The sequence below is a fragment of the Agathobaculum massiliense genome, assembly GCF_900291975.1.
Lineage (GTDB): Bacteria > Bacillota > Clostridia > Oscillospirales > Butyricicoccaceae > Agathobaculum > Agathobaculum ammoniilyticum.
In genome coordinates this window covers 1,539,386-1,564,227 of sequence record NZ_OMPN01000001.1, presented here as the reverse complement: position 1 = coordinate 1,564,227, position 24,842 = coordinate 1,539,386, and the positions used below count along the sequence as shown (strand labels likewise).

The 24,842-nt window shown below is 57.0% G+C and carries 22 protein-coding genes and 1 pseudogene; 20 read left to right on the top strand and 3 right to left on the bottom strand.

Features of this window, described 5'->3' with window-relative positions; translation table 11 throughout:
- The first annotated feature begins 76 nt into the window (after positions 1-76).
- The 7 genes and pseudogenes from DBQ51_RS08065 (at position 77) to DBQ51_RS08035 (ending at position 8,306) form a co-directional block, all read left to right on the top strand.
- On the top strand, positions 77-241 hold the full coding sequence (locus tag DBQ51_RS08065; protein WP_242977870.1) for a hypothetical protein: 165 nt from the start codon (positions 77-79) through the stop codon (positions 239-241).
- A gap of 72 nt (positions 242-313) precedes the next feature.
- Complete coding sequence (locus tag DBQ51_RS08060; RefSeq protein ID WP_107631244.1) at positions 314-1,456, top strand: hypothetical protein; 1,143 nt, start codon at positions 314-316, stop codon at positions 1,454-1,456.
- Between the two features lie 690 nt (positions 1,457-2,146).
- Entirely contained in the window at positions 2,147-2,722 is a 576-nt protein-coding gene (locus DBQ51_RS08055; protein ID WP_107631243.1) for a sortase family protein, read from the top strand.
- A 550-nt stretch (positions 2,723-3,272) separates the two neighbouring features.
- A complete protein-coding gene (locus DBQ51_RS08050) occupies positions 3,273-5,084 on the top strand; it encodes a reverse transcriptase/maturase family protein (RefSeq protein WP_107631242.1) in 1,812 nt (603 codons plus the stop codon).
- Between the two features lie 108 nt (positions 5,085-5,192).
- Positions 5,193-5,423: pseudogene (locus tag DBQ51_RS08045) on the top strand (sortase domain-containing protein); the annotation flags it as partial.
- Positions 5,424-5,435: 12 nt separating this feature from the next.
- Positions 5,436-6,062 (top strand): hypothetical protein, encoded by a 627-nt coding sequence (locus DBQ51_RS08040; RefSeq protein WP_107631240.1) that lies wholly within the window; start codon positions 5,436-5,438, stop codon positions 6,060-6,062.
- 69 nt (positions 6,063-6,131) lie between these two features.
- The gene (locus DBQ51_RS08035; protein WP_107631239.1) at positions 6,132-8,306 is read left to right on the top strand and encodes an S-layer homology domain-containing protein; all 2,175 of its coding nucleotides are present in this window, start codon (positions 6,132-6,134) and stop codon (positions 8,304-8,306) included.
- Positions 8,307-8,343: 37 nt separating this feature from the next.
- On the opposite strand, the gene DBQ51_RS08030 is transcribed toward DBQ51_RS08035, so the two are convergent.
- Positions 8,344-8,565: a hypothetical protein gene (locus tag DBQ51_RS08030; protein ID WP_107631238.1), complete on the bottom strand. Its 222-nt coding sequence runs from the start codon at positions 8,563-8,565 to the stop codon at positions 8,344-8,346.
- 77 nt (positions 8,566-8,642) lie between these two features.
- Between DBQ51_RS08030 and DBQ51_RS08025 the strand changes: the two genes are divergently transcribed.
- Positions 8,643-9,026, top strand: coding sequence for a hypothetical protein (locus DBQ51_RS08025; protein ID WP_242977868.1), 384 nt, complete (start codon positions 8,643-8,645; stop codon positions 9,024-9,026).
- 3 nt (positions 9,027-9,029) lie between these two features.
- Here DBQ51_RS08025 and DBQ51_RS08020 read toward each other — a convergent pair whose 3' ends face one another.
- Both DBQ51_RS08020 and DBQ51_RS08015 read right to left on the bottom strand, forming a co-directional pair.
- On the bottom strand, positions 9,030-9,320 hold the full coding sequence (locus DBQ51_RS08020; protein WP_242977867.1) for a type II toxin-antitoxin system RelE/ParE family toxin: 291 nt from the start codon (positions 9,318-9,320) through the stop codon (positions 9,030-9,032).
- A 12-nt stretch (positions 9,321-9,332) separates the two neighbouring features.
- The gene (locus tag DBQ51_RS08015; protein ID WP_107631237.1) at positions 9,333-9,599 is read right to left on the bottom strand and encodes a type II toxin-antitoxin system Phd/YefM family antitoxin; all 267 of its coding nucleotides are present in this window, start codon (positions 9,597-9,599) and stop codon (positions 9,333-9,335) included.
- 158 nt (positions 9,600-9,757) lie between these two features.
- Here DBQ51_RS08015 and DBQ51_RS08010 point away from each other — a divergent pair, with 158 nt between their 5' ends.
- The 12 genes from DBQ51_RS08010 to DBQ51_RS07955 all read left to right on the top strand — a co-directional run bounded on the left by DBQ51_RS08010 (position 9,758) and on the right by DBQ51_RS07955 (position 24,296).
- Complete coding sequence (locus DBQ51_RS08010) at positions 9,758-10,633, top strand: BRO family protein (protein ID WP_107631236.1); 876 nt, start codon at positions 9,758-9,760, stop codon at positions 10,631-10,633.
- Positions 10,634-10,803: 170 nt separating this feature from the next.
- The gene (locus DBQ51_RS08005) at positions 10,804-13,203 is read left to right on the top strand and encodes a hypothetical protein (RefSeq protein WP_159068118.1); all 2,400 of its coding nucleotides are present in this window, start codon (positions 10,804-10,806) and stop codon (positions 13,201-13,203) included.
- Positions 13,204-13,252: 49 nt separating this feature from the next.
- Entirely contained in the window at positions 13,253-14,404 is a 1,152-nt protein-coding gene (locus tag DBQ51_RS08000; RefSeq protein WP_107631234.1) for a C39 family peptidase, read from the top strand.
- Positions 14,405-14,421: 17 nt separating this feature from the next.
- On the top strand, positions 14,422-14,724 hold the full coding sequence (locus DBQ51_RS07995) for a helix-turn-helix domain-containing protein (protein ID WP_107631233.1): 303 nt from the start codon (positions 14,422-14,424) through the stop codon (positions 14,722-14,724).
- Entirely contained in the window at positions 14,711-15,097 is a 387-nt protein-coding gene (locus DBQ51_RS07990) for a hypothetical protein (RefSeq protein ID WP_107631232.1), read from the top strand. Before DBQ51_RS07995 ends, DBQ51_RS07990 begins: the two co-directional genes overlap by 14 nt.
- The gene (locus DBQ51_RS16860) at positions 15,030-17,750 is read left to right on the top strand and encodes a VirB4 family type IV secretion system protein (protein ID WP_199855199.1); all 2,721 of its coding nucleotides are present in this window, start codon (positions 15,030-15,032) and stop codon (positions 17,748-17,750) included. The genes DBQ51_RS07990 and DBQ51_RS16860 overlap by 68 nt, the downstream gene beginning before the upstream one ends.
- Positions 17,716-18,393 (top strand): hypothetical protein, encoded by a 678-nt coding sequence (locus DBQ51_RS07980; protein WP_147574223.1) that lies wholly within the window; start codon positions 17,716-17,718, stop codon positions 18,391-18,393. Before DBQ51_RS16860 ends, DBQ51_RS07980 begins: the two co-directional genes overlap by 35 nt.
- A gap of 236 nt (positions 18,394-18,629) precedes the next feature.
- Positions 18,630-19,670, top strand: a complete 1,041-nt coding sequence (locus tag DBQ51_RS07975) for a hypothetical protein (protein WP_147574224.1) — start codon at positions 18,630-18,632, stop codon at positions 19,668-19,670.
- Entirely contained in the window at positions 19,654-21,744 is a 2,091-nt protein-coding gene (locus DBQ51_RS07970) for a VirD4-like conjugal transfer protein, CD1115 family (RefSeq protein ID WP_107631229.1), read from the top strand. Before DBQ51_RS07975 ends, DBQ51_RS07970 begins: the two co-directional genes overlap by 17 nt.
- Positions 21,741-22,826, top strand: coding sequence for a replication initiator protein A (locus DBQ51_RS07965; RefSeq protein ID WP_107631228.1), 1,086 nt, complete (start codon positions 21,741-21,743; stop codon positions 22,824-22,826). The genes DBQ51_RS07970 and DBQ51_RS07965 overlap by 4 nt, the downstream gene beginning before the upstream one ends.
- Positions 22,827-22,831: 5 nt before the next feature.
- Positions 22,832-23,386 carry a DUF5697 family protein gene (locus DBQ51_RS07960; RefSeq protein WP_159068117.1) on the top strand — a complete coding sequence of 185 codons (555 nt, stop codon included), beginning with the start codon at positions 22,832-22,834 and terminating at the stop codon, positions 23,384-23,386.
- Complete coding sequence (locus DBQ51_RS07955; protein WP_107631226.1) at positions 23,376-24,296, top strand: hypothetical protein; 921 nt, start codon at positions 23,376-23,378, stop codon at positions 24,294-24,296. The genes DBQ51_RS07960 and DBQ51_RS07955 overlap by 11 nt, the downstream gene beginning before the upstream one ends.
- The last annotated feature ends 546 nt before the right edge of the window (positions 24,297-24,842 follow it).

The following is a 24,842-nucleotide window of genomic DNA, read 5'->3' as shown; positions in this document are numbered from 1 at the left end:
GTTCACAAATGCAATTTGTACTTGAGGCGATAGAATGAGAAAAAGCAACAAAATCTGTCCTGGGTGCGGGCGAAAAATGAAGCAGCAGTTCATCGGCCTGCAGCACTGCAAATGCGGCATGAGCTGGAAACAGGATATAGGATTTTTTGAACGGGAGCCGGATATGGTATTCACACTTCAGCATAGCCGCCCCTGTCAAAAGCCGGGCCGCCTGATCCGGATCGAGCGGCGGGAAAAGTAAACAGGCGGATATTCTGTGGAGCGGTTCAAACGGAACCGCTCCCTTATATTTGATTGCGAGGAGATCAAACGTATGGAAAGGAAACAACTGCGGAGGCTGATTATGCCGCTGCTCGCCGCGCTGTTTATCGGAGCGGCGGGCGCAGTACAGGAAAGCGAACAGGTGCTGCTCGACGGCGACAAAGCAAGTTTTGAGCCGGTCAGCACCGAACTGGTTGAGATCAACGGAGTGCCGACACTCACTAAGACCTTCGAACTGTTACCGGAGATCGACCCGTCCTTGCTGCGCGAGGAACCGTTTTCTCAGGACGGCTACTGGTACCGTTATCAGCGGATGGACAAGGCAGACCAGGAGACGACAGACACGCAGCCGGTCCAGGAAACAATCACGGTGGACGCGCCCTCCGGAGAACTGGCGGATGTGATCGGCCAGTTCCCAGCGACACGATCATACAGCAAAGACGGCTACACCGGCGAACTGCTGCTGGACGTGCAGAGCATTCAGGTGGAGGCGACCGGATACAGCACGGTCACGGACAGCCACCCACATACGGTCACCAAAACGTATGAGCTGGCCTACAATGACCGCAGCCTTGTGCCGGAGACGGTGCAGGCAGACGGGCTGACCCTGCCGCTGACAGGCCTGAGCTGGTCTGAAACGAAAAACGTGGAGGATTCCGATGTTCCCGCGGTCTGGACGGCAACGGCAACTTACAGTAAGACCACCTATACGACCCGCGAAGTGGCGGACGGATACCGCGCCACAGCAGCCTACAGGGGCGAAGTGGGGAAAACCAGCATCGGGAGCGTGGTCTACACCGTGACCTATACGGGCAGTAAGATACCGGTCCTGCCGGGGCTGGATCCAGATATCACAGTGCTGCAAATCGCCTTCGCGGCAGGGCTGGCGGTTTTGCTCATTCTGGTGCTGATCTGGCGGTATATCCGCTGGCATACCGCCCGAGTCTACGTCTATAATGAAGAACGCCGCATCCATGACGTTGTGAGCTGCCAGTATGTGCGGGTACGGACGCCGAAGCTGCGGCTTTCAGCGTTACAGGGGCATGAGGAAACCGAGTACACGGTCATCCTGCGCCGGCGGCTCGCCAGACGGCTGGTAGGCAGGGATATCGCTATCGAGACCGGCGGCGAAGGACAGCACCATGTCGTAGAGTCCTTTGTAGGGAGCGACTACGCGTTTCAGGTGAGGATATGACAAAAGCCGCCTTATAGCGGCTTGGATTGATGGAAAGCGAAGGGATGTGATATAATCAGACCGCCAGTTAAGACGGCAGGTTGTTCCTCCGAACGGAGGTGATACCGTGGTTACTTACTCCGATCTGTTTCAGTTCGGGTTGCTGATCGTCGGCGTCATCGGCCTATGCTTTATGTATAGAAAGAAATAACCGCCCAGTGTAAACCGAGCGGCGTTTCCTCAAGCTCTAAACTTGATTAGGAACGACCGCTTGTTCGCACCAAGCAGCCGTCTTACTGGTATTTATTATACTGTTTTCACTTCAATTTGTCAAGATGGTGGTCTCAGAGCCGTCCGGATTGACGGGAAATAAACAGGTATGATATAATGCAGTTGGACAGCATTACTGTCCGGGCGCTGTAAAACAGCGGTTGGCCACTCCTTGAGAAAGGAGTGATGCTTTATGAAGAAGTTCGTAAGAACTCTGATATGGGCAATCCTGTTGCTACATATTTTCCTCATAAAAGTGCGCTAACCGCTCGGCTGGCACCAAGCGGTTAGCTTATCCATTAAGTTAGCCTAAGGGTCAACCGCTATGCAGCGCCCTTTCTTATCATTATTATAACATATCCCCCGTCTTTGTCAAGAGAGCCGCTTCGTGCGGTTTATCCCTCAAAGATGGGGATTTTTTTGCAGAAGGAGATGAGTTCGATGAAAACAACGATCAAATACGCTTTCAGAGGCGCACTGGCCTGCGGTCTGCTGATACTCAGCCTGCCGTTTGTCTCGGCGCTGGAGTACCATTACAGCGCAGACCTCTATGACGACCACTTCTACACCCCAACGTCCAGTAACCATGCGCTGGATCTGGACAGCAAGGATGATCACGGCGGCGCTGCGATCGTCGTCCCGTCGGACAGCATGGGCATGGACGCAGAACAGACCACGCCGCGCGCCGGCTCGCCCGTCATCCCCATCGGGTCGTACATAGATCCGTGGGGCAGCGCAGTGGAAAAACAGATCGCTGCGGATGAAAAGCTGAACGGTCTGGAAGGCCTGTCCTTTAACCGGCTGGAGGGCATGAGCGGCGGCTACACTGCCCAAAGCCAGCTTGTCACCACGAACGGGCATTTCGGTGCGGTGTCCATCGGCAGCCGCGGCATTTTCGCCTATGTCTACCCTGGCGCCACCTATGAGAGTATGAAAAAGGGCGCCGGCCATGTGGACGGGACGAGCGTCTGGAACGGCAACGTCGCACTGTGCGGCGTGCGCCCAGATAGGGTGTAGTTAGAAGTAGAAAAAATGGTACTACCCCGTAAGACAACACGGGAGACAACCTGCTTAACCGAAAGGCGAAAGCTAATACGGGAACATAGCACGGCAGGAAAGCGGTAAGTTGCCTAAAGGCAATTTGGCACGACTGAACCGCAATGTCAAGCGGATACGAGGATAGAACTGGATTTGTTATTGTGAGCTTCGAGTTTTCGTTAGTTCCGAACAGAGGAAAGTGCCTGAAACCTCTGACATGAGTACGTCTGTAATTGACCGCAGTACGGACGGTTGTCGAACAACTCATGAAACCTGCTGGAGAGCCAGTGGTAAAGAAGCGAAAGCATATCCGACAATCCGCATACCAACTAACTATGCTAACTGGGGATTGCCTAAACAGGAACGCCACAGGGAGGTGAGCAACGGCTATGACATTTAGTGTCTGAATATCCTGCAAGGCAACGGAGCCGCCATAGTAGTCAACGAGAGGGATAATACCCCTTACACGGCGAAGGGCGGCAGTCATTACGTGCCAAAATCGACGGCGATTAGGGAGGAACACCTCACAATGAAACCAACAATGGAGATTTTGGAGAATGTCAAACAAAACTCTGCAAGGAACAAGGACGAGGTTTTTACACGGTTATACCGATATATGCTTCGTCCAGACCTGTACTATCAGGCGAATCAAAACCTATACGCAAATAATGGAGCGTCTACCCAAGGGGTAAATGGGGACACGGCGGACGGTTTCAGCCAGGCGAAGATTGAGCGAATCATTCAAATGCTTTCGGATGAAACATATATGCCGCACCCGGCCCGCCGTACTTATATTCAAAAAGCAAACGGTAAAATGCGCCCCTTGGGAATCCCTACCTTTACGGACAAGCTGATTCAAGAGGTTCTGCGAATGATATTGGAAGCAGTGTACGAGCCAGTATTTTTGGACTGCTCGCATGGTTTTCGCCCTAATCGGAGCTGCCATACGGCTCTAAAGTCCATCAAGAAGGGCTTTAACGGCATCCGCTGGTTTGTAGAGGGAGATATCAAAGGCTGTTTTGACAACATAAACCATTCAGTATTAGTAGGTATCATTAACAATAAAATCAAAGATGCACGTCTCATCAAATTGATTTGGAAAATGTTGAAAGCAGGATATTGTGAAGATTGGCGGTATCACATGACGTACAGCGGAACGCCGCAAGGCGGAATCTGCTCGCCGATTTTTGCAAACATCTACTTACATGAACTGGATAAGTTCGTTGTCAATCTTGCCAAGGACTTTGACAAACCCAAAGAAAGAAAGTTTACACCGGAATATCAGAAGATTTCCAGTAAACTGGAATATATCCGCAAAAGGCTTAAAACCGCTGAAGATGATGAAAAGGCCGAACTTTTACGTCGACGGGAAACACTACGCAAAGAGCTGATTAAAACGCCCTGTAAATCGCAGACGGATAAGAAGCTGAAATATGTGCGCTATGCGGATGACTTTCTGATTGGTGTGAATGGCAGCAAAGAAGACTGTGCGCAAATCAAACACCAGCTATCAGAGTTTATCGCGGGAACGCTGAAAATGGAACTTAGTGAGGAAAAGACGCTTATTACCCACAGCAATCAATACGCCAGATTTTTGAACTATGATGTGCGGGTCAGGCGTGACGGGAAAATCAAACGTGGAGGGCCAGGAAAACGTGCCAAACGAACGCTGAATGGTATGGTGGAGCTCTGCGTGCCATTGAATGAAAAAATCATGCCTTTTCTGTTTGAACATAAAGTGATACGTCAGACGGAGGACGGCAGGATAAAACCGGAACGCCGAAAAACCTTGCTGCGGTGTACTGACCTGGAAATCGTGTCTGCCTACAATGCGGAACTCAGGGGAATATGCAACTACTATTCTATAGCGAGTAATTTCGGGAAATTGGATTATTTTGCGTATTTAATGGAATATAGCTGCTTGAAAACCCTTGCAGGAAAGCACAAATGCAAAACCGGGAAAATCAGGAATATGTACAAGGACGGATTAGGCGGTTGGGGCATACCATATGAGACAAAGAGCGGACGAAAACGCTGCTATTTTGCCAAATACGGTGACTGCAAAGATGCAATGAGCTTCACCGACAATATCTCAAAAGCTACCGTGCGCTTTGCGTATACTACGACAACTTTTGAGAAACGTCTGGCCGCAAAAATCTGTGAGTTATGCGGTGCAACTGACGCAGAACATTACGAAATCCACCATGTCCGCAAGGTAAAGGATCTACAGGGTAAAGAACCCTGGGAGCAAATCATGATTGCCAAGCGGCGTAAAACGATGGTGGTATGTGAAAGCTGCCACAAGCTGATTCATGGAAAAAAGTTTTGCAAGACGGAGTAATGAGGGGAAGCCGTGTACATCGAGAGGTGTACGCACGGTTTCGTGAGAGGGTGGCGCAAACCTGCCGCAGGAATGCAGTAAGGCGGTGCTTCCCTACTCTACCATAACCGCGGTTCGTGGCCGTATTTCGGTAACCTGAAATATGTGCAGGTCGGGGATGTCGTCACTTATAAGACCTCGCTCGGCGCCCGCACCTACCGCGTTACCTTTGCCGGACGCATCCTTGCAACGGATACGGACGTGCTGAACCCTACGGCAGGCAACCAGATCACCATGCTCACCTGTATCGCAAACGAACCGGCTTACCGGTTCTGCGTGATCGGACAGGAAATTCGATAGAGGAGTGATACAATGAAATTCCGCAATATAATCGCTGCCTGTGCGGCGGGGCTGCTGCTCCTGCCCACAGGCTGTGCGGACGACAAAGCAAAAATGGAGGTACCCGATACGGATACGGCGGTATTTATACAGATGGAACAGACAGGTTTGGAGGGATGGGATGACGCAGAGAATGAGACGGTACAGGATGTGCCGCTGGTGCGGCGTGATGTGGAACTCGCGTCAGGAGGTACGGCCGCCCTGTATGCACTTGATACGGGCGAGGAGCCGTCTGCCGGAACGGATGAACTCACATCGGTCAGCGCGGAGCTGGTGCTGAACAGCGCTGCTGTCCAGCTGGGCGAATACGGCACAGTGCGCGAACTGGCCGAGAGTGAGCTGTACCACTGGGCAGATGCGAGCGAATTCGACCTGATCCAGTACACCCAGCCGCTGCAGATCAACGAGACCCGATATGCAGTCCATCTGCGGTTGGAAAATGACAAAGTCGGGATGGAGCAGCTGGTGGTCTACACTGATCTGGGCGGCGTCGCCCGGGTGGACCGCCTGTGGCGCGCCATACCGGATATACAGGCGGAGGAAAGCTCGCCCGCATTTGAAAGGACCGCCGCTTATCTCATTTCAGACCAGACCTTATAATATTGGCATGAGCCGGTATGACGTTCTGTTCATACCGGCCCTTTTTACAGGGAAAGGAGAGCGAAAAACATGACCATAAAGAAACTGCGCATCCCGATTTTACTGCTGGCGTTGTGGCTGATAGCGGCGACGGTCATCCCGCAGTCCTATGCCGCGGGCGGTATGCACCGCGTCGAAGTCAAGGCGGGTACAGGCTATACGTCCAGCGCGGTCGGCGTCAACATGTGGGAGACCGGCGTGGTGAGGGACGTCACCTTTACTCCACTGGACGGGTACCGGCTTGCAGTAGTCACCGCCTATTATGATGGGCAGACCGTAAACACCACGGTTCAGGACAAGCCCGCACAGCTTATAGTGGGCGGCATGGTGCTGCCGCTCCGCCATAGCGGACGGGAGATAACCGTCACGGTGCCGGGCAACTGTACAGGAGATCTTGTTTTATCAGCATCCGTGGAAGCGGTCTCCTGCCACATGGATGTAAGCGCAGACAGCGGCATCGAGGCCAGCGGCGGGGGGACATACGGCATCGGCAAGACGGTTACGATCACCGCCGCGCCATCTGGAGAAGCCGAGATCACCCGAGTACAGGTGATGCGCACGGATGCGGGACAGGCAAACACGGCCGATCTGGCCGATGGTGCTGTCCAGATCGGGGATAAAACCTATCCGTTTTCCGTGACGGGCGGCAAGGTTACGATGATGCTGACCGCAGGAGAAAGCCTTGGCATCCACTTTTTCAGCAACGGTAAGCAGGGCGAACAGCCGCTCACCGTCCGCGTCAGCGGCGATAAGGGCGTGGACGTGGACAGAAGCCGTGTCAAGGTGCGGCGCGGGAACGATGCAAACATTATTGCAGATGCCGGACGCGGCTATGAGATCACCGAGATACGGCTGGACGATGGAGTGCAGTCCGCTGCGGGATATGTATCTGAGGGCCGTATCTGGCTGGGCGGCAAGGTGTACCGCATAGACAGGGACGGCGGCCGCGTGACGCTGTGCCTTACCGATGTGCAAACCGATATGGAGGCGTACTTTATCTCCGAGCTGGACGAAGAGCACATCCCTATTACCACCTCGGAAGGCACGGGCGTGGACATTGACAGGGATTGCGGCAGCACGGTTCCCAAGGGTACGGATGTGCGCTTTACCATTTCGGCCAAGACAAACTACCGCCTCAGCCGTATCACGCTTTCCGTGGACGGCACCAGCCGTACGGTGGATGCGGACGAGGACGAGATTAGTGTGGATGGAATAGACTACCAACTGCAGCAGAGCGGCGAGGATGTTATTCTGTGTGTGGATGATGTTTATGCACCGGTCAAGGTCTCTGCTACTGCCTCTAAGCTGACCACTTACTACGATCATTCGATCACTATCGGCAAGACACCGAATTGTACCGTATCGGCCTCCCGCACGGGTGTGAACGACGGCGGCTCGGCGACGTATACGGTTTCGCCGGACAAAGGTTATACGCTGGATACCGTCACGCTGCGCGTGGGCAGCCGGCAGGAGACTGCCCATGTTGATGAGGACAGCAGTATTAGAGTTGGGGGCAAGTCATACCCTATGTCTCTGTCCAATCAGGGCGTCCTCAAGATAACAGTAAGCAATATCCGTGACGATGTGCAGCTCAGTGCCTGTGCGGTACGCGAAAGCAGCGGCACATTGTATTTGCGCAGCGGTATCACCGCGCCGTATTTTGAAGGTATGGGAAACTACCGGTTCTGTCCGGAGGACACCCTGACCCGCGCGGAAGCGGCCGTGATGCTTGCACGGCTAACCAACTACTCCAGCCTGATAGACTATCCGGCCTGCGGCACGGCGGATGTGCCGGTAAACGGCTGGTACGCCCACGAAGTGGATGCATTCTATGATGCAGGGGTAGAGACCGCGCCGTATTTCCGGCCGGACGCGCCCATTTCCTGTGCGGAGCTGGCCGTGTGGCTGTACCGCCTGAGCGGATCCCCACGGGTGGCGGCCGGCACGATGGCGTTTCCAGATGTCCCCAGTTATGGGGAGACACATGATGCGGTGGCATACGGCCAGATGCACGGCTGGATCGACGGTTATAAGGACGGGATGTTCAGACCGGACGCGTCCATCACCCGTGCGGAAGCGGCCAAGCTCATTAACCGTGTGACCAGCCGGCCGCTGCGTGTGCAGTCTATCCAGACCAGATTTGCGGATGTGCCTGCCTCGCACTGGGCGTTTTGGGATATCATCAGTGCGGCAAACCAGGTCTGATGGAAAAGGGCAGCAAAAAGGGAGACCGTGGTCTCCCTTACTGCTTCAGGCATGCATCTATCACATGCTGCGCCCGCTCCAGGATCTCGCGCCGCCATTCCGCCTGCGCGGGATTTTCGTTGACATAGGCGCTATTGTATGCGTGCTGCGCGGCCTGCTTCAGGTCGCGGCTGCGCTCCCCTGCTTCCAGCCGGCGTTCAGCGGCCTCCAGCTCGGTAAGCGCGCTTGCCAGATTACCATCGGTCCATGCCATTTTCATCACACCTCTTACCTTGTATTGCTTTGCCTATTATAGCAGGGCTGTACAGGCCAGTCAACCAAAGGAGGAATTTCCCATTGAATCAAAATAAACTGCAAAAGGCGCGTCCCGCCCTCGGATGGATAGAACGCGCCTTCTTATTTTACCGTATCGCGCTGGTGCTGCCTGTCATCGCCGCGGTCCTGATCCCGCAGGCTTTTGCTGTGGAAGACATGTGGACGGCGGCGGACCGCATCATCAAGGACGTGTATTCCAAGATCGCCGCCATTTCAACCGTACTCGCCGGCCTGATGAGCGCGGTGGCGGTCATCGGCGCCAAAATGAGCGGCACGCAGCAAAAGGCTGACAGCGCGTGGGAGTGGCTCAAAAGAGTCTGGCTCGCCTGGGTCATCATCAACGGCATCGGCGCGTTCATCGCCTACGTCCGCCCGCTTTTTGACGGGCTGGCGACGCTGGAATGACCGTTATCGCAGCAGCTTCGGATAATCCGTCCGGCCGTCTACGATACGGTATACATAGACCGTTTGGCCGATTACTTTGTAGATGCAGACATAATTGCCGCAGATCAGCTTTCGATACTGATGCTGCGCTAAAAAAGCATCCGGATGCAGAGCACCCATGTATGGCTGCTCTGCAAGAAGTGAGATGGTATCAAGCAGTCTGTCCGTGATCTCTTCTGCGGATCTCGACCCAACCAGCATCAAATGCAGATCCGAGATACGGTCAATATCCTCCCATGCAGGGGTAAGGATCACTAGCTGTGTGTGTCAGGCATTGCGATACTTCTCCTTCAGCATTTTGCGGACTTCATCAACCGAATAGGTGGGTTCGCCGCTGAGCCTGGAGAATTCCGCTTCAAGGATAGCCGCACGGTGCTTTAGAACTTGTTCACGGTTTTCCAATGCATCTACGCTCATCAGGACGATATCGCCTTCCCCGTTTTTGGTGATATAGATCGGCTCCTGGTTTTCGTGCGCGAGAGTAGAGATCGTATTATAGCCATTTCGAAGGACGGTAGAGGACTTGATCTTCATTGCAGCTGCCTCCATAAATTATGACATTATTATAGGATAATTCTGCTATATTCGCAAGAGCAAAAGTAATATGCAAAATACAGCCCAACCTCTGTTGGACGCTTGAAAAACGGCTTGATCCTTGGTAAAATGATGTTATTTTGAGGAGGATATCTCTAATGGAACGTGATAAGATGCAACTTTTCGATAACAAGGAGATCCGAACGGTATGGGACGAGGAAAAAGAGGAATGGTACTTTTCTGTCGTTGATGTTGTTGCGATTCTGACGGACAGCGTAAATCCCACTGATTATTTAAAAAAGATGCGTAAGCGAGATGCGCAGCTGGGTACGTACCTGGGGACAAATTGTCCCCAGATAGCCATGCGAACCGCGACAGGAAAGCTCCGCAAAACGCTTGCTGCAAACACCGAACAATTGCTGCGCATCATCCAATCGATCCCCTCTCCCAAAGCAGAGCCGTTCAAACTGTGGCTTGCAGAAGTCGGACGGGAGCGGATCGAAGAAACCATAGATCCGGAACTCATCATAGACCGTGCGCTTGAGACCTACCTGAAAAAGGGGTATTCCAGAGAATGGATCAACCAACGGCTGCAGGCGATCCAGGTCCGCAAAGAGCTTACAGACGAATGGCAGGATCGCGGTGTGCAAAAGGGTGTTGAGTATGCAATACTTACAGACGAGATCACCCGTGCATGGTCTGGTATGACGACGCGGCAGTATAAAAAGCTGAAGGGTCTGAAAAAGGAAAATCTGCGGGATAATATGACGACAACGGAAATTATCCTGAATATGCTTGCAGAAACCTCAACAAAGGATATTTCCAAAGAGGCCAAGCCGGAAACTTTTGCAGAAAATGTAGAGGTTGCCCGCCGTGGCGGTAACGTAGCCGGAATAGCCAAAAAAGCTCTTGAGGCGGAAACCGGAAGGCCTGTTATCTCTTCACAAAATGCAGCACAGCTTAATACCGTGGTTACAGGGATGATCGAAGAAGTTGCAGGGACAGGAAAGAAAAAACATGAGGATAACAACTGAATAAGATAAAGACGCTTCTGTTACTGAAGCGTCTTTTCTGTTAGCGGCGCCGCATCACATTTTCCCTGATGCGGCGCCGTTTTTTTGTTTTACTGGAAGGGAGGGAACCTGAAATTCTCGAAAAGTTAGTAAAAGCCCTGTTTGAATGGCTGGCGTCACTGTGGTATGAGATGGTGGAATATTTGCTGGACCAGCTCATGGAGCTGTTCACTGTAGACCTGTCCTACTTCGCGGAGCGCGTGCCGGTCATAGACGATATCGCGAACATCTTCGTAGCGGTGGGCTGGGCGCTGCTCATCGGCAACCTGGCGTATCAGGCGATGCGTTCCATGGCCTCGGGCGTCGGCATCGAGGCGGAAGAGCCGGGGCGGCTGTTCCTGCGCAGCGCGATATTCTCCTTTTTGCTGCTCGCCAGCCGGCAGATCTGCGCGATTGGCTTTGGCCTGTCCGCCACGGTCATGGAGATGCTGCAGGTGCCGGACGCCGTCACCTTTGACCCGTTCGGGGAGGAAACCTTTGATACGCTCCCCAACGCGGGCTGGCTCATCGTCATCGTGGTAAACATCGTCATCCAGTGGCAGCTTATCCGGCTGTTCTTCGAGGTCGCGGAGCGGTACGTTATCCTCTGTGTCCTGACCTACTGCGCGCCGCTGGCCTTTGCGATGGGCGGGTCGAAAAGCACGGGCGATATCTTCCGCGGCTGGCTGCGGATGTTCGCCAGCATGTGCGTACTCATGGTGTTCAATCTGGTGTTCGTCAAGCTGGTGCTGTCCGCGCTCTCCACAGACCCGAACGGCGCGGCGGTCATCCCGTGGGCGATGCTCGTGGTTGGCATTGTCCGTATGGCGAAGAAGATGGACGGCGTTATCCTGCGCATCGGCCTGAACCCCGCTCTCACCGGGGACCCGCTGGGTGCGCGCTTCCCCGGCGCGCTCACGGCCATGGCCCTGCGCAGCATCGCGTCCGTCGTGACGCGCACGGCGGCGAAACACACACCGCCTGCCGGACACAGCAATACCTTCAGCCCTCCGCCGCGGGAAGGCCCGCTCTGGGGCGGTATGGGGAAGAACGGTACAGGGGGACCGGTTTCCAGCGGCAGGCTGTCAGACAGCCGGAAGGAAAGCATCCGCAGCCGGACAGCGGCAGGTGGGACGGCTGCGACCCGCGGTGCGGGCTCGGGTATGCGGGCCGCGCAGGAATTGGAGGCCTTCCGCCGCCGGTACGGTGCGGACAATACGGAGATGATGCGGCAGGTGCGCAGGACGGTCTCCATCGACGCGGATGACTTTGATGGTGAAAGCCATATCAGCAGCCATGTGGAGAAAAACAGCAGCGCCGCCGAAACCATCTCCGAAGCGGGCGGCAGGGTGACGCCGCCGGCGCCGCCGAAGCGCCCGCTTACGGAGAATTTCGGCCGCATGAGCCCGCTGCAGACAGACGGCAAGTTGCCGCCGGTCATGCCGCAGCGCACAGAGGATGGACAGGCCAGCCATATGGTCTCCCCTGTTACACCGCAGCCGCCGGAACAGGCGTTTCATGCTCTCTCCGGCAGAGAGACTGCGCAGGGACACGGTGATTCGGCGCCGGAGTATGGAGGCAGGAAAACAGAACCTGCCCAGCAGGCAGGAAAAATCAGCCCAGTGATGCCGCCCTTGCCGCAGCAGGCAAAGCAGGGCACAGATGCTCACGCGGCGCAGCTTGCGTCACGGTCAACGGCCGCGCGCGTTATGCCGGCGAATCCATCCACCCCTTCCGGCAGGATACCCCCAACGGGAAAGGGGGCGGTTCCTTCACAAGTTGCTGCACCTGCAGACAATGTACCACGGGAAAGCCGCGTACATGGAGCTGCATCCGTTACGGCAGCGTCGGCACAGGCAACCAGTGTGCCGACGCCCATAACGGCCGCAGGCACGGTACAGGAGCAGTCGGCGGTGCATCCCGCTGCCCGCGAGATGCCGATTTCCCCGCCCATAGCGGCCGGAGGGGCGCCACAGGAACAGCAAACGGCGGCGCCGGTTGCCAGTGCTGCCGCTGCCGCAGGCAGCATGGCGTCCAGACACGCAGATAAAGCCCACATTTCACCGGCCAGGGAAGCGCCGCTGCGGGAAGCACGACCGGCAACGGGGAACGTTGTCTCTCCAGCAAGGCGTCAGGAGGCTCCTGCGGCACAACAGGGGGCTCCGTCCCCTGCCCGGGTGACGCCGTCTGCACCGCACAAGACATCTGCACAGGCGGCGGCACAGGTCACGCCCGCACAGGTGGCAGCTGTGACACCGGCCGCACCGCCGCAGGCATACGCGCAGCCAGCCGCAAAGCTGCAGCCGGACGCTACACCCGCAGACCGCTGCCCTACAGTTACCCCAGCAAAACGGGAACAAAAACCGGAGCGCCCAGATACGGCATCCCATCCGGACGTCACCCCGGGCGTCCGCACGCCGGATATGGTAACGCCGCCTGCCGTCCAGCCCCGTACCCTACGGCGCAGCGCACAGCCGCTGAAAAGTAAAGCGGCGCCGGAAACACCAAAGGGAGGAGGAACCCGCAATAGAAAACGCAGGAGAAAGAAATAATCACAGCCACACCGCAGCCGCTGCAGCACGGATCGCGCAGGCGGTATGGGTGGGAGGCGTCCACGGCGCAGCAGCGGCCGCCGCCGCGCCTGTACTGCGCAAAGCAGTGCTGGCCCTGCTCCTCATCGGCCTTTGCCTGCCCCTGCTCCTGCTCGCCGCCGTGCCGTGCAGCCTGTTCGGCGCGCCCAGCGTGTCGTCTCCGGATATCCAGGAGATGACCGCCCATGCGGAGGAGCTCACCGCCGCATGGAAGCGGCAGCGCACGCTGGAGCAGCAGGCGGTAGACCTGTTCGTATCGCTCCTGCCGGAGGATCTGGGCTTTATCCGCATCGAGAAGCGGCTCGGCAACACGAACGATTACTGGATGATCGCCATTACCTCGGTGTACAGCGAACAGGACGTGATGACGATAGACGAGGCGAAGATCGTCCGGACCATGCAGGCCAAGCTCCAATATGACCTCGAAGCGGAGTATGACGCGGAGGGGGATTTTATCGGCTATGTGCTGGTGATCTCAGACATGACGCCTGCCGAACTCATGGACAAGCTGGGCATGGACGGGCAGCAGCGCATGTGGGCGGAGGTCATTTACAATACCATCTGCGACGCGGAATACAGTGCGCCGGGCGGGTCTGTGGACAACACAGCGGGTATGGATTTCTCCGATGTGGTGTTCACCGGCAGGGGTAATTCCAGGGACGTCGTGTATTTCAGCCAGTACGATCCCCGCTGGGGTGGGCTGATGTACGGCCAGACCAATACGATCGCGGGGGCGGGCTGCGGGCCAACGTCGCTTGCCATCTGCGTATCCACGCTAACGGATACCATCGTCACGCCGCCGGAGGTCTGTGACTGGTCCGTAAAAACGGGCCACCGCTGCGAAGGCAGCGGGAGCTACCACAGCCTGATCCCGGACGGGGCGGCGCATTACAACGTCCCCTGCCGCGGCGCCGGCCGGAGCGGGACCGAGCTGGTAAAGGCCCTGCAGGACGGCAAGCTCGTGATCGCGATCATGTCCGCGGGGCATTTCACCCGCGGGGGACATTTCATCGTGCTGCGGGGCGTCACGGACAGCGGCAAGATCCTGGTCGCGGACTGCGCCAGTTATGAGCGCAGCCAGAAGGAATGGGACCTTGGCGTGTTCCTCGCGGAATGCAACAAAGGCGCCGCGGCCGGCGGGCCGTTCTGGGTGCTGGGATGAGAGGAGGAGATAGAATCATGAACCCATATTCAGACGGACATGTGCTGCGCATAAGGCTTTTTCGTATCAGACACGGCATAACGCTTCGTGAATTATCTGCACAGTCCGGCATTACAGTACAGCGGATCAACTGTATCGAGCGGACGGAATTTTCCCTCACGCCAGGGAGCAGAGAGCGGATATTATGCGCTCTGGAAGCTATATTGCACAGCCGTATTCAAAATACCGCCATTGCATTGCGGGACTTCCAATGTGAGCGCGAGAGATTATTTGATGTTGTAATGGAAAAAGCGGAAGGTGGTCAGGATGCATCCAAATGAAGACATTTACTATATCCCCGTGAATTTCACGGACGCGGGCCGTGTGCTCGGCCTGTTCGAGCTGCGCAACTGCATCGAGGCGGCGGTGCTCGCCGCCCCCACGGTGGGGCTATGCACCCTGATCGCGAACCTCACCCCGTTTTCCATGACGGTAAAGCTGATTATCTCGCTTTGCCTGCTGGTGCCGGTCTGCGGCTTTGCACTGGCAGGCATTCGGGACGAGCCGCTGTCGCGGTTCCTTATCACCTATATCCGCTGGCGGAAAAACCGCCGCATCGCACTGAACAAAGGAGGTATTATCAAATATGAACGTAAAAGAGATCATCTTCGGCGCGCAGGCCGGCGCGGCGCAAAGCCTCGCGCCCGCAGATAAGGACCTGCAGGGCAGCCTGCCCATCGCGGATATCGATCAGGGCGTGATCCGTACACGGGACGGCAGGATGGTCGGGCTGTTCGAGGTACTGCCTATGAACTTCTTCCTGCAGAACACAGCGGAGCGGGAGCGCATCATCAGCTGCTTTGCCGCCTGGTTGCGCATCGCGCCCAGCCGGATACAGCTCCTGTGCCTGTCCCAGCCCGTGGATGTGGAGCACTACACCAGACGGATGCAGGAATTTTGGGAACGGGAAACAGCCCCCTTGTGCCGGCAGTGCATCGAGGATAATATCCGGCAGGTGCGCAGCATGGTGCAGGACGGCGCCTTCACGACCCGTTTCTTCATCGCGTACCAGTATGAAGCGGACATGGGGCCAGGCCCATACACGGAGCTGTACCGCGTTGCGGCCACGGCAAAGGGGTACCTCGCCCGCTGCGGGCTCACGGTAGTGGAGCCGCAGTATATAGACAACCAGATGGTGGAGACGGTCTTCGGGATGCTGTGCAAGGGGACCAGCCGGAACATCCGCCTGCCGGTAGGCTTCCGCTTTATGCTGGAGGACTGCTTCGCGTCTGCTGCGGCAGAGGAAAAAGCGGAAGCGGACGCGGCTGAAGCTGCTGCGGCAGAGGGAGCCGCTGCGAGGCAGGAAAACGAAGGTGTGGAGACAACAGACGAAGAAACGACTGCCCAACCAAAATGTGGCCGGAAAAAACGCGGTGCAAAGACCGAAAAATACAAGCCCACCGGCGTGATGGACCTGATCTGCCCCGCCTCGGCGGACTTCACCGCGCGGGACTGCATCGAACTGGACGGAGTGTACCACGCCTATCTGTACATCGCGGGCTACGGCTACCGCAGCCTGGTGCGCGGCGGCTGGCTGGCGGCGCTCGTGGGGCTGGGGGACGGGATCTCGCTCTCCGTCACCCTGCACCGGCAGCCGCGGGAAAAGATATTGCCCAAGGTGGCGAACTCCACGATGTGGAGCCGCAGCCGGATGCGGGACGTGGACGATACCCGCGCGGACTATGAGCAGATGGACAGCGCCATCTATGCCGGGCAGTACATCAAGTCCCAGATGAACCGGGCGAACGAGGACTACTACGATATGTACACCCTGCTAGAGGTCACGGCGGACACACCCGAACGGCTGGAGGTGCGGCTCTCCGAGGTGGAGCGGTTCTGTTCCTCGCAGGACATCATCTGCAAGCGCTGTGACTACGAGGAGGAGCAGGCGTTCCATTCATTTTTACCGGTGGTGTCTGTTGCGCCGGAGATCGCACGCAAGGCGCGGCGCAACGCGCTGCTGTCCGGCGTGGCGGGCGCGTTCCCGTTCTACTCCATGGAGCTCTGCGAGCAGAACGGCATCCTCATCGGCAGGGACCGGCGCAGCCGTTCGGTCTGTATGCTCGATATCTTTGACAGCGACCGCTACAGCAACGCCAACGTGGTCGGGCTGGGCATGTCCGGCGCGGGCAAGACCTTCCTTTTGCAGCTTATCGCCATGCGGTACCGCCAGCAGGGCAGGCAGGTCTTCCTCATCGCCCCGTACAAGGGCCACGAATACCGCGCCGCGTGCGAGGCGATCGGCGGGCTGTACATCAGGCTCGCGCCATCCTCCACGGACTGCATCAACTTCATGGAGATCCGGCGGACTTCGTTGGATGTGGACGCGGAGCTGGAGCGGACGGAGACGCGCGGGGATTCGCTGCTCGCGGACAAGATCAGCCGGCTGCACATCTACTTCTCCCTGCTGCGCCGCAGCCTCACCGAGGAGGATATGGGCAGGCTGGATGTTGCCCTTATCCGTTTATATGGGCGGTTCGGCGTCACGCGGGATAACGACAGCCTGCTGGATGAGGACGGGCAGCCCAGACGGCAGCCCACGCCAAGGGACTTTTATGACCTGCTGATGGAGCAGGAGGAAACAAAACCGCTGGCGTCTGTATTGAGCCGGTTCGTAAACGGCTCTGCGGCAAACCTCGGCGGGGAGACCAACATCGACATGGGCAACAAATACATCGTGCTGGATATCTCGGACATTGGCAAAGACCTGCTCGCTTTCGGCACCCTGCTGGCGGCGGATATCTGTCTGGACTACTGCAAGCGCTCGCGCAGCGAGCAGAAGATCATTATTTTGGACGAGATCTGGTCGCTCATCGGCGCGGGCTCCAACCCCGAGGCGGCTGGGTTCGTCCTTGAGCTGTTCAAGACCGTCCGCGGGTACGGTGCGGCGGCCATCGGCGCGTCGCAGGACCTGGAGGACTTCTTTGCGCTGGAGAACGGCAAGTACGGCAAGGCGCTGCTCAACAATGCGCGCATCAAGTTCGCCCTGATGACCGAGCCGGAGGAGGCGGCGCTCATCCAGCAGCATTACCATCTTACCGATGAAGAGATGCAGATGCACGCGGAGTTTACGCGCGGGCAGGCGCTGCTCTGCGCGGGCCGCAACCGGCTGGGCGTGGATATCATCGCGTCTGAACGGGAGCTGGAACTCATCACCACCGACCCGCGGGACATCGAGCGCATACGGGAGCGGCAGGAGCTGGAACGGCTCCGGCGGCAGCGCGCAGACTGGGCGGCAGGAATGACAGACACAGATCAGGAGGATACCGACTATGACGAATACGAGGATACCGAATATGACGAATGAACACACCCCCAGTTTCTATTTGCAGGAGGCATACCATCTTGCGCGGGAGCTGGAACAGCTCCCGCCGGACGCGCCGGAACGCAGCCGGACGGCGGATGAAGCCCTGTGCGCGGCGGAGACCGCGGTGCTCACCGCCCGCCGCACGTTCGGCGGGCTGCTGGAGAAAGGCAGGCAGGGAAAACCGCTGCGGCTCGCGCCGCGCGCTCCCGCCCTCACGGGGACGGTCTCGGTAACGCGGGAGGGCTGGACGGCGATCCGGCTGGACACGCTGCTGCAGAACGCACGGCGGCGGACGACTGGATACATCGAGAACAGCCTGTTGGAGCTGCTTCGCCAGTGGCGCGGGCGCGGCGGCGTGCTGCCGTGGTACCGGCACGCGTTCGTGGCCATCACGGAGCACACGGACCGGAGGGGCGGCAGCGTCTACGACCCGGATAACCGCGAATGGAAGGCCGTGACCAACGCCCTCAAGGGCGTGCTGTTCGAGGACGACGACCAGTTCACCGTGAGCCTGATCTTGGACACCGTGCCGGACGGCAGGGGCTGTACGGAGATCATGGTGCTGCCGTATCACGAGGCCGCGGCTTATCTTTCCGGCCGGAATTTCGGGAAAGATACGGCTGCAAACCGCTCCAAGCCCTGAAAAACGGATACGGTACTTTGGGCAAAGCCGGACGGTAGTTTGGTGCAAAAGCATACGGTAGTACCGTTCGGCTTTGTTGGTTTGCAAAACCGGACGGTACTGCGTAAAAGTAGCGAAAGATACACTTACAGGAGGTTGAAGCACATGAAAAGTTGGAAGAGGACAGACAACAGGCGAAAAATACCGCGGCCTATGCAAAGCAGAACGGTACTTTCCGGAAAGGGGGCAGGACCGGCATGGCGATGCGGAATGCGAAGGAGGTCGCGCGGCTGATCGGCTGGTGCCGCAACGTGGGGGACGCATGTGTGCAACGGTACGCAGGTTCGGTCTTCCGCACGTCCCTTATGGAGGAACTGCAGAAGGAAAAACTGCTGAAAGCCTGCGATCCCGTATATGGCTGGCGGCTGACAAGAAAAGGGTACCGCCTCTTACAGGACAGCGGCATCCCGCTGCACCCTGACGCCCACACACAGCGGGTGGGCCGGCGGTTCGAGCATGCTGAGATCACGGCGACGATGTATGCTGCCGGCATCTACCCTTATCTGACAGCGATAGAGGAGCTGCGGAGCAGGGACGGTTATCTGCCGGCATTTGCCCTGCGCGCAAGGCGGGGACAACAGGTGCTGGGGAATAACCAGATAGCAGGGCTGCTCCGGCTGCAGGACACCGTATATGCGGTGTATTATGTCTCGCCCGGCATGGACAGGGTCGTAAATCCTGCGCGGGAGACAGATCTCCTGCAAGGCGTCTGCACCGGCGCCGGCTGTACCTGCGGGGCGCTGCTGTTTTGCGGCGCTGACTATGCGGCGATCCATAGCGCCCTGCACGGATCGTCCAAAGCAGTATCGGCACGAAGCCGCTGCGTATCATACGGCCGCTTTTACCGGATGGCACAGGAGCCGTGCCTTTACCTGCCCTGCTCCATGCAGGGCGTGCGCCAGCTCCATATCTTGAAGTATCCGGACTACCGGACAAAGATATGCAGGGCCTTGTGGGGCTACGGCGGCAAGATGGACAGCGGGATCGGTGCAGACTGGATCGATCCGAACGATCATACGGCGTTCCTGCTGGTCGCGGACATGGATATCCGGAAAATAGAGGAGACCGCGCATCAGATCCGGCGGAAAGGGTACCAGCGGCTGGTGCTGGCAGGCTTTCAGGAGCAGAACCGCTTTCTGAAGCAGTATTACAGGCCGCCGTTCTATTCCTCCGCCACCCTGTCCAATGACATCCTGGATCGGCTGAAGGACGGTGAGCGCCATGCGCCGCCTGTCTGAACAGATTGCCAGGCTGGAGGAGCGGGTACTGAAAAAGACAAAGCGCTGGCGGGACCGGCACCCGGGGAGCGGGAAGCTGTACGCCGCCCTTGGCGTAGTCATCTGGTACTTTTACGGCATGCTGGTAAACTCCGTCCGGCTCGGCGTCTGCCAGTCCTTTGACGCGGACAGTGGGATCACGGATATCTGGACGGTAAACCCGTTCCTCAACCTGATCGCCCCGTTTACCCCCACCGGTATTTTTGTCACCGCCTCACTGGTCACGTTGGCCTGCCTGCTGACGCGCAAGGGGTATAACTGGATAGCCGGCTATCATCCGGTAAAGGACAGGCGCGGGTTCGATATCCTGCCGGACGGCACACACGGCTCGAGCCGGTTCATGAAGCGGGAGGAGATGGGGCGGGTACTGGATGTGGGCAGGCTGGACAGCCTTTCCGGCACGGTCTACGGCAAGCATAAGGACGACCCGCTGGACAGCGATGCTTATGCGGACTATGTCGCGTCCAGCAAAAAGGCTGGCCTCGCCGGCAGCCTGCTGGTCGTGGGCGCGCCGGGTACCGGCAAGAGCTGGGGGTTCGTCCGGCCGTTTGTACTCCAGTGTGTGAAGCGGCGCGAGAGCATCGTCCTGACCGATCCCAAAAATGAACTTTATGAAAGCATGGCCGGCTACTTGATCGATCAGGGTTACGAAGTGCGGGTGTTTAACCTGCTGGATATGGAGCACTCGGACCGTTGGGATCCGATCGGCGAGGCGGACCACGACCCGCGCCTTGTCCCTGTCATTGCCTCCACCATCATCGCTAACACCTCAAGCGAGAAGGAGGCCAACGATTTCTGGTCTAAAGCTGAACTTAACCTGCTCACGGCGCTGTTGTACTATGTCCAGAACGAACAGGACAAGTCCGGACGGCGACTGCCGCTGGCGATGCGGCGGCTGGGCAGGGTGCTGGCCCTGCTCAGCGAGGACGGCCTCAAGCAGATAGATGAGACGATAAAGCGGCTGCCGGCCGGGCATCCGGCCAAAGGCCCCTACGGCCTGTTCCTGAACGCCAAGGAGAATCTGCGCGGCAACATCGTGATCGGTCTCGGCAACCGGCTGAACGTGTTCCACGATGCGCTGGTGGACAGCCTGACTTCGGACAGCACGATAGACCTCACCCTGCCAGGACAGAAGCCCTGCGCCTATTTCTGCATCCTGTCCGCGCAGGACAGCACCTACACCTTCCTGTCCTCGCTGTTCTTCACCATGCTGTTCTCCCGTCTGGAGGCATACGCGCGGAAGGAGACGAAGGACGGGAAGCTGCCGGTGCGGGTAAACTTCCTGCTGGACGAATTCCCGTCCATCGGCAGGCTGGGGGATTTCAAGCGCTCCATCGCGTTCACCCGGTCGTTCGGCATGAGCTGCCAGGTGCTGGTGCAGTCCATCTCCCAGCTGGCGGACATGTACCCGCGGCACGAGTGGGAGGAGATCGCGGCCTGCTGCGACGCCACCATCTGCCTGGGTGTGAACGACCTGACGAGCGCCAAATTCATTTCGGAGAAATGCGGCATGACAACCATCCGCGTGACTAATAACCAACAGCCGCAGACGCCGCTGTTCTCCCCCTTGCAGAACAACATCCGGCCGTATTCCATGACGCGCAGCAACACCCAGCGCGCGCTCATGCAGCCGGACGAGGTGCTGCGGCTGGGCAACGACAGGTGCATCGTCCTGCTGCGCGGCCAGTACCCGATGCTGCTGCACAAGATAACGCCGCCGGAATTTACCGATTACGGCAAGCTGCGGCCGGCGTCCATCCATGACTACCCGCCGGACAGGCCGGACGGTGCGGCGGGCGGGGAAAACAAAAAGCAGCCTGCGCCGGATGCAGGATCGGCGGTGCCCCCTCCTGAACTGCCAGCAGAGCCGAAGTCCCCTTATTCCGACCTGCTGCAGCCGGACGATCCCGATCAGGAGGATGATATGCCCGATCATACGACATTTATCCCAACAGACGACCAGATCGACCAATACCAACAGGAACTGGATCGAAACAACGAATTAGACAACGAAAGCGAGGATGCTGCCTTATGAAAAAGAACATCTCTGCAGAAGACCGGCCGGACTTTACGCTGATGAAGCTGTCCGGCGCTATTTCCTATTTCCACATGCAGATGCCGCGGTGGCTGTTCTGCGACCTGCGTTACATGGATATGGCGCTGGAGAGCAAAGTGGCCTACACATTCCTGCTCAACCGGTACCAGCTGTCCCGCCGCAACGGCTGGGTGAACCGGCACGGCGAGGTGTACATCATCTACACGCGCGAGGATCTGGCACGGGAGCTGCAGGTTTCCTACCGCAAGGCGATAGCCTGCTTTAAGGAACTGGCGGACAGGGAACTGATCTGGGAGCAGCGACAGGGCCGCGGTATGCCGAACCGTATCTTTCTGGCCGAGGTGGCGCTGGACGAAAAGGCGGCCTACGGCTATGACTGCGCGCCGTTTTGCCCCACGCCAAGACCTGTAGAAATGGCAGTTCTGGAAAAGGAGAACGAGACGCCTGATACAGCGGAACCGGCAGCTGAACAGCCAGCTATGCCGGAAGGACAACTGGATACGGACAAGAATACGTCTGAAAGTCCTGCCGAAATTGCAGTTCTTGATATGCCGAATCCGCAGGTCTTGACCTGCCAAAACGGCAGTTCCAGAAGTGCTGAAACGGCAGCTTTAGACCTGCAAAAACCGCACACAAGTAAGAAAGAGAAGAGTAAGAAAGAGTACAGGGATACTGATGAGGAGCTTCCGACAGTCCCGCGCGCGGGCGCGGATGACGGGCGCGGGGCCATAGCGGCGATCTTGCAGCGATGCGAGCTTTCCCGCTATGAGCCGGAGGAAGCGGCGGTGTTCCGGGACGCGGTCTCGTGGCTGTACTACTGCGGCCGGCTCGGCATGGGCGCCTGTACTTATCCGCGGGGCTATGTCCGCGACACGCTCCGGCGGCTGGATGCCGACGTGCTCGATGAGGCGCTGTACAAGCTGCGGCGGAACGAGAACGAGACGCTGTCCAACACGCTGGTCTACACCGCCAAGGTCATTTTCAGTACGATCGTGGAGATGGGGAGCGAAGCCCTGCTCGATCCCGTGCTAAACCAGGTGAAACGGAGGTTGACGATATGAAGTCAATGTATTACAGCGAGCCGCAAATCAGGCTGCTGGACGCCCTGGAACAGTTGGGCTGCATGAAGATGCGCCAGGCCAAAACATTTCTCCGGCTGTGCTTTGGTATGGAGGAGAAGGCTGCAAAGAGTATTATTCGGCAGCTGCGGTATAAAGGGGATATCCATATTGATGAAAACACAGGCGATCTTGTGATACCTGGCAAGGAGTGTGACCGCAATATTATCCGTGCATTTGATATCGCTTTTTCGTTTGCCGAACAAGGGGATGCGCCTGAGATAATGACACCTCCAAGGCCGTATCTGATGCTGGCATACTACGCCGTACGGGAATTACAGCTTTTGATCCTTTATGTCCCAGTAGGGATGGAATGGCGCTGCGGTACACAGTTGTCTGTAATGCGGAAAAAAGCGCAGATAAAGACCTTACAGGTGATGCTTCTGGCAGATGAAGGACAATTGGAACGGATCGGGACACATGTTCCGTGTGTAGCGGCATACACAGACAGCGCAGGCTGCCTGAAAATAAAAAGTTTGGAGGGACAACATCATGGGGATTGACCAGAGAATGCAGCAATGGCTGGAAAGCTCACGGCAAAGGTTTTTTGAATCGGATTATAAAGAACTGGATAAGGAACTGACTCCCGAAGGACGGACAGAATGGAACAGCATTTATGCTTCCTACCGGTCCGGAGCGCTGCTGCATGGGACTGTGATCGGCGTAGAGAAGATTGCAGCGCCTTTCATGGACAGCGCAGAGGGAGATGGCGACGGGCCGGATGAAATTACTTGCATTGTGGTTGTGCCGTACCGAGTAAAGATACTGATTCCGGAGCCGTTGATATGGTGGCCGGGCGAGGAAAGAGAGAGCTTCTTGCTCAACCATATGGGCGGGGCGAATGTGGATTTTGTGATTATAGCGGTAGACCGGCTGAATGAATTTGCCATCGCCTCACGGGTACGGGCGATGGACCGCAGGAGATGGCAAATGACAATGGTTGAGAGGCTGCAGGCCGGCGACATAACAAGCTGTGAGATCCTGAGTGTTGGGCCGGGCCTGCTGACGATGTCCTGTCATGGCTTTGACTATACGGTGACTCAATCCGGATTGTCCTACTCCTGCCTTGGGGACTTGCGGTCTGTTTACCGGCCGGGACAAAGGCTGAAAGCAAAAGTGATAGCGGTGGACGAGGGAAATTTGGAAATTTCGGTAAAGGACGCCGCGCCTGATCCGTATATTGGGGCGGAGTACCGTCATCCTGTGGGTTCGACACGGCTTGCCACTATCATCAGCAAATATAAGGGCGGTGTGTTTGCGCGGCTGACGGATGGTTGTACGGTCGTTTGCCGTTATGCCAGGCAGTTTGAAGACAGTCAATTCCGCCCAGAGGATATTGTGAATGTGGAGATAACCTCGTACATGGAGGGCAGGAAATGGCTGCGGGGTAAAATAAAGGGGAAAATTGGGTAGTAATACAGTAATATGGGGTTATCCTTCCAAGTTTTAACAGAGCAAACGCGGATTTGATACGCTTTATGGTGGCATAGGTTCCGGTTGCATTTGTCGTTTCCAATATTGCCAAAGGCGACTGGCTGATATCTTTGCTATTTTCTCTATCCATGGCTGTTGACCTGATCCCAGGGATTCTACCTGTGATGATCAACGCTTGGCTTGAAAAAGAAAGTTCTGCTATGGGAGAAAAACAAACGATTGCTTTCGATATGTAAGTACCCTAAAAAGCACTCCCGTGTGGTATCTACACAGGAGTGCTTTCGTCTCATTGGGATATTTCGAGCGTCAGCGGGTTCCTTTATCACCATATACATATATTAAACGGCTAATAAAGTCTGATTACGTTTTATTTGACAAACACACCGGTTGTCTTTTTTCAATCTTGCTGCTATAATGTTTGATATTATATGGAGACAGCTAAAGGGGAGCCTGATTGTATGGATGAGAGATACTGCCAAACGTGCAGGGCAATACTTGCAAACGACGAGCATGAAATTTGTAGGT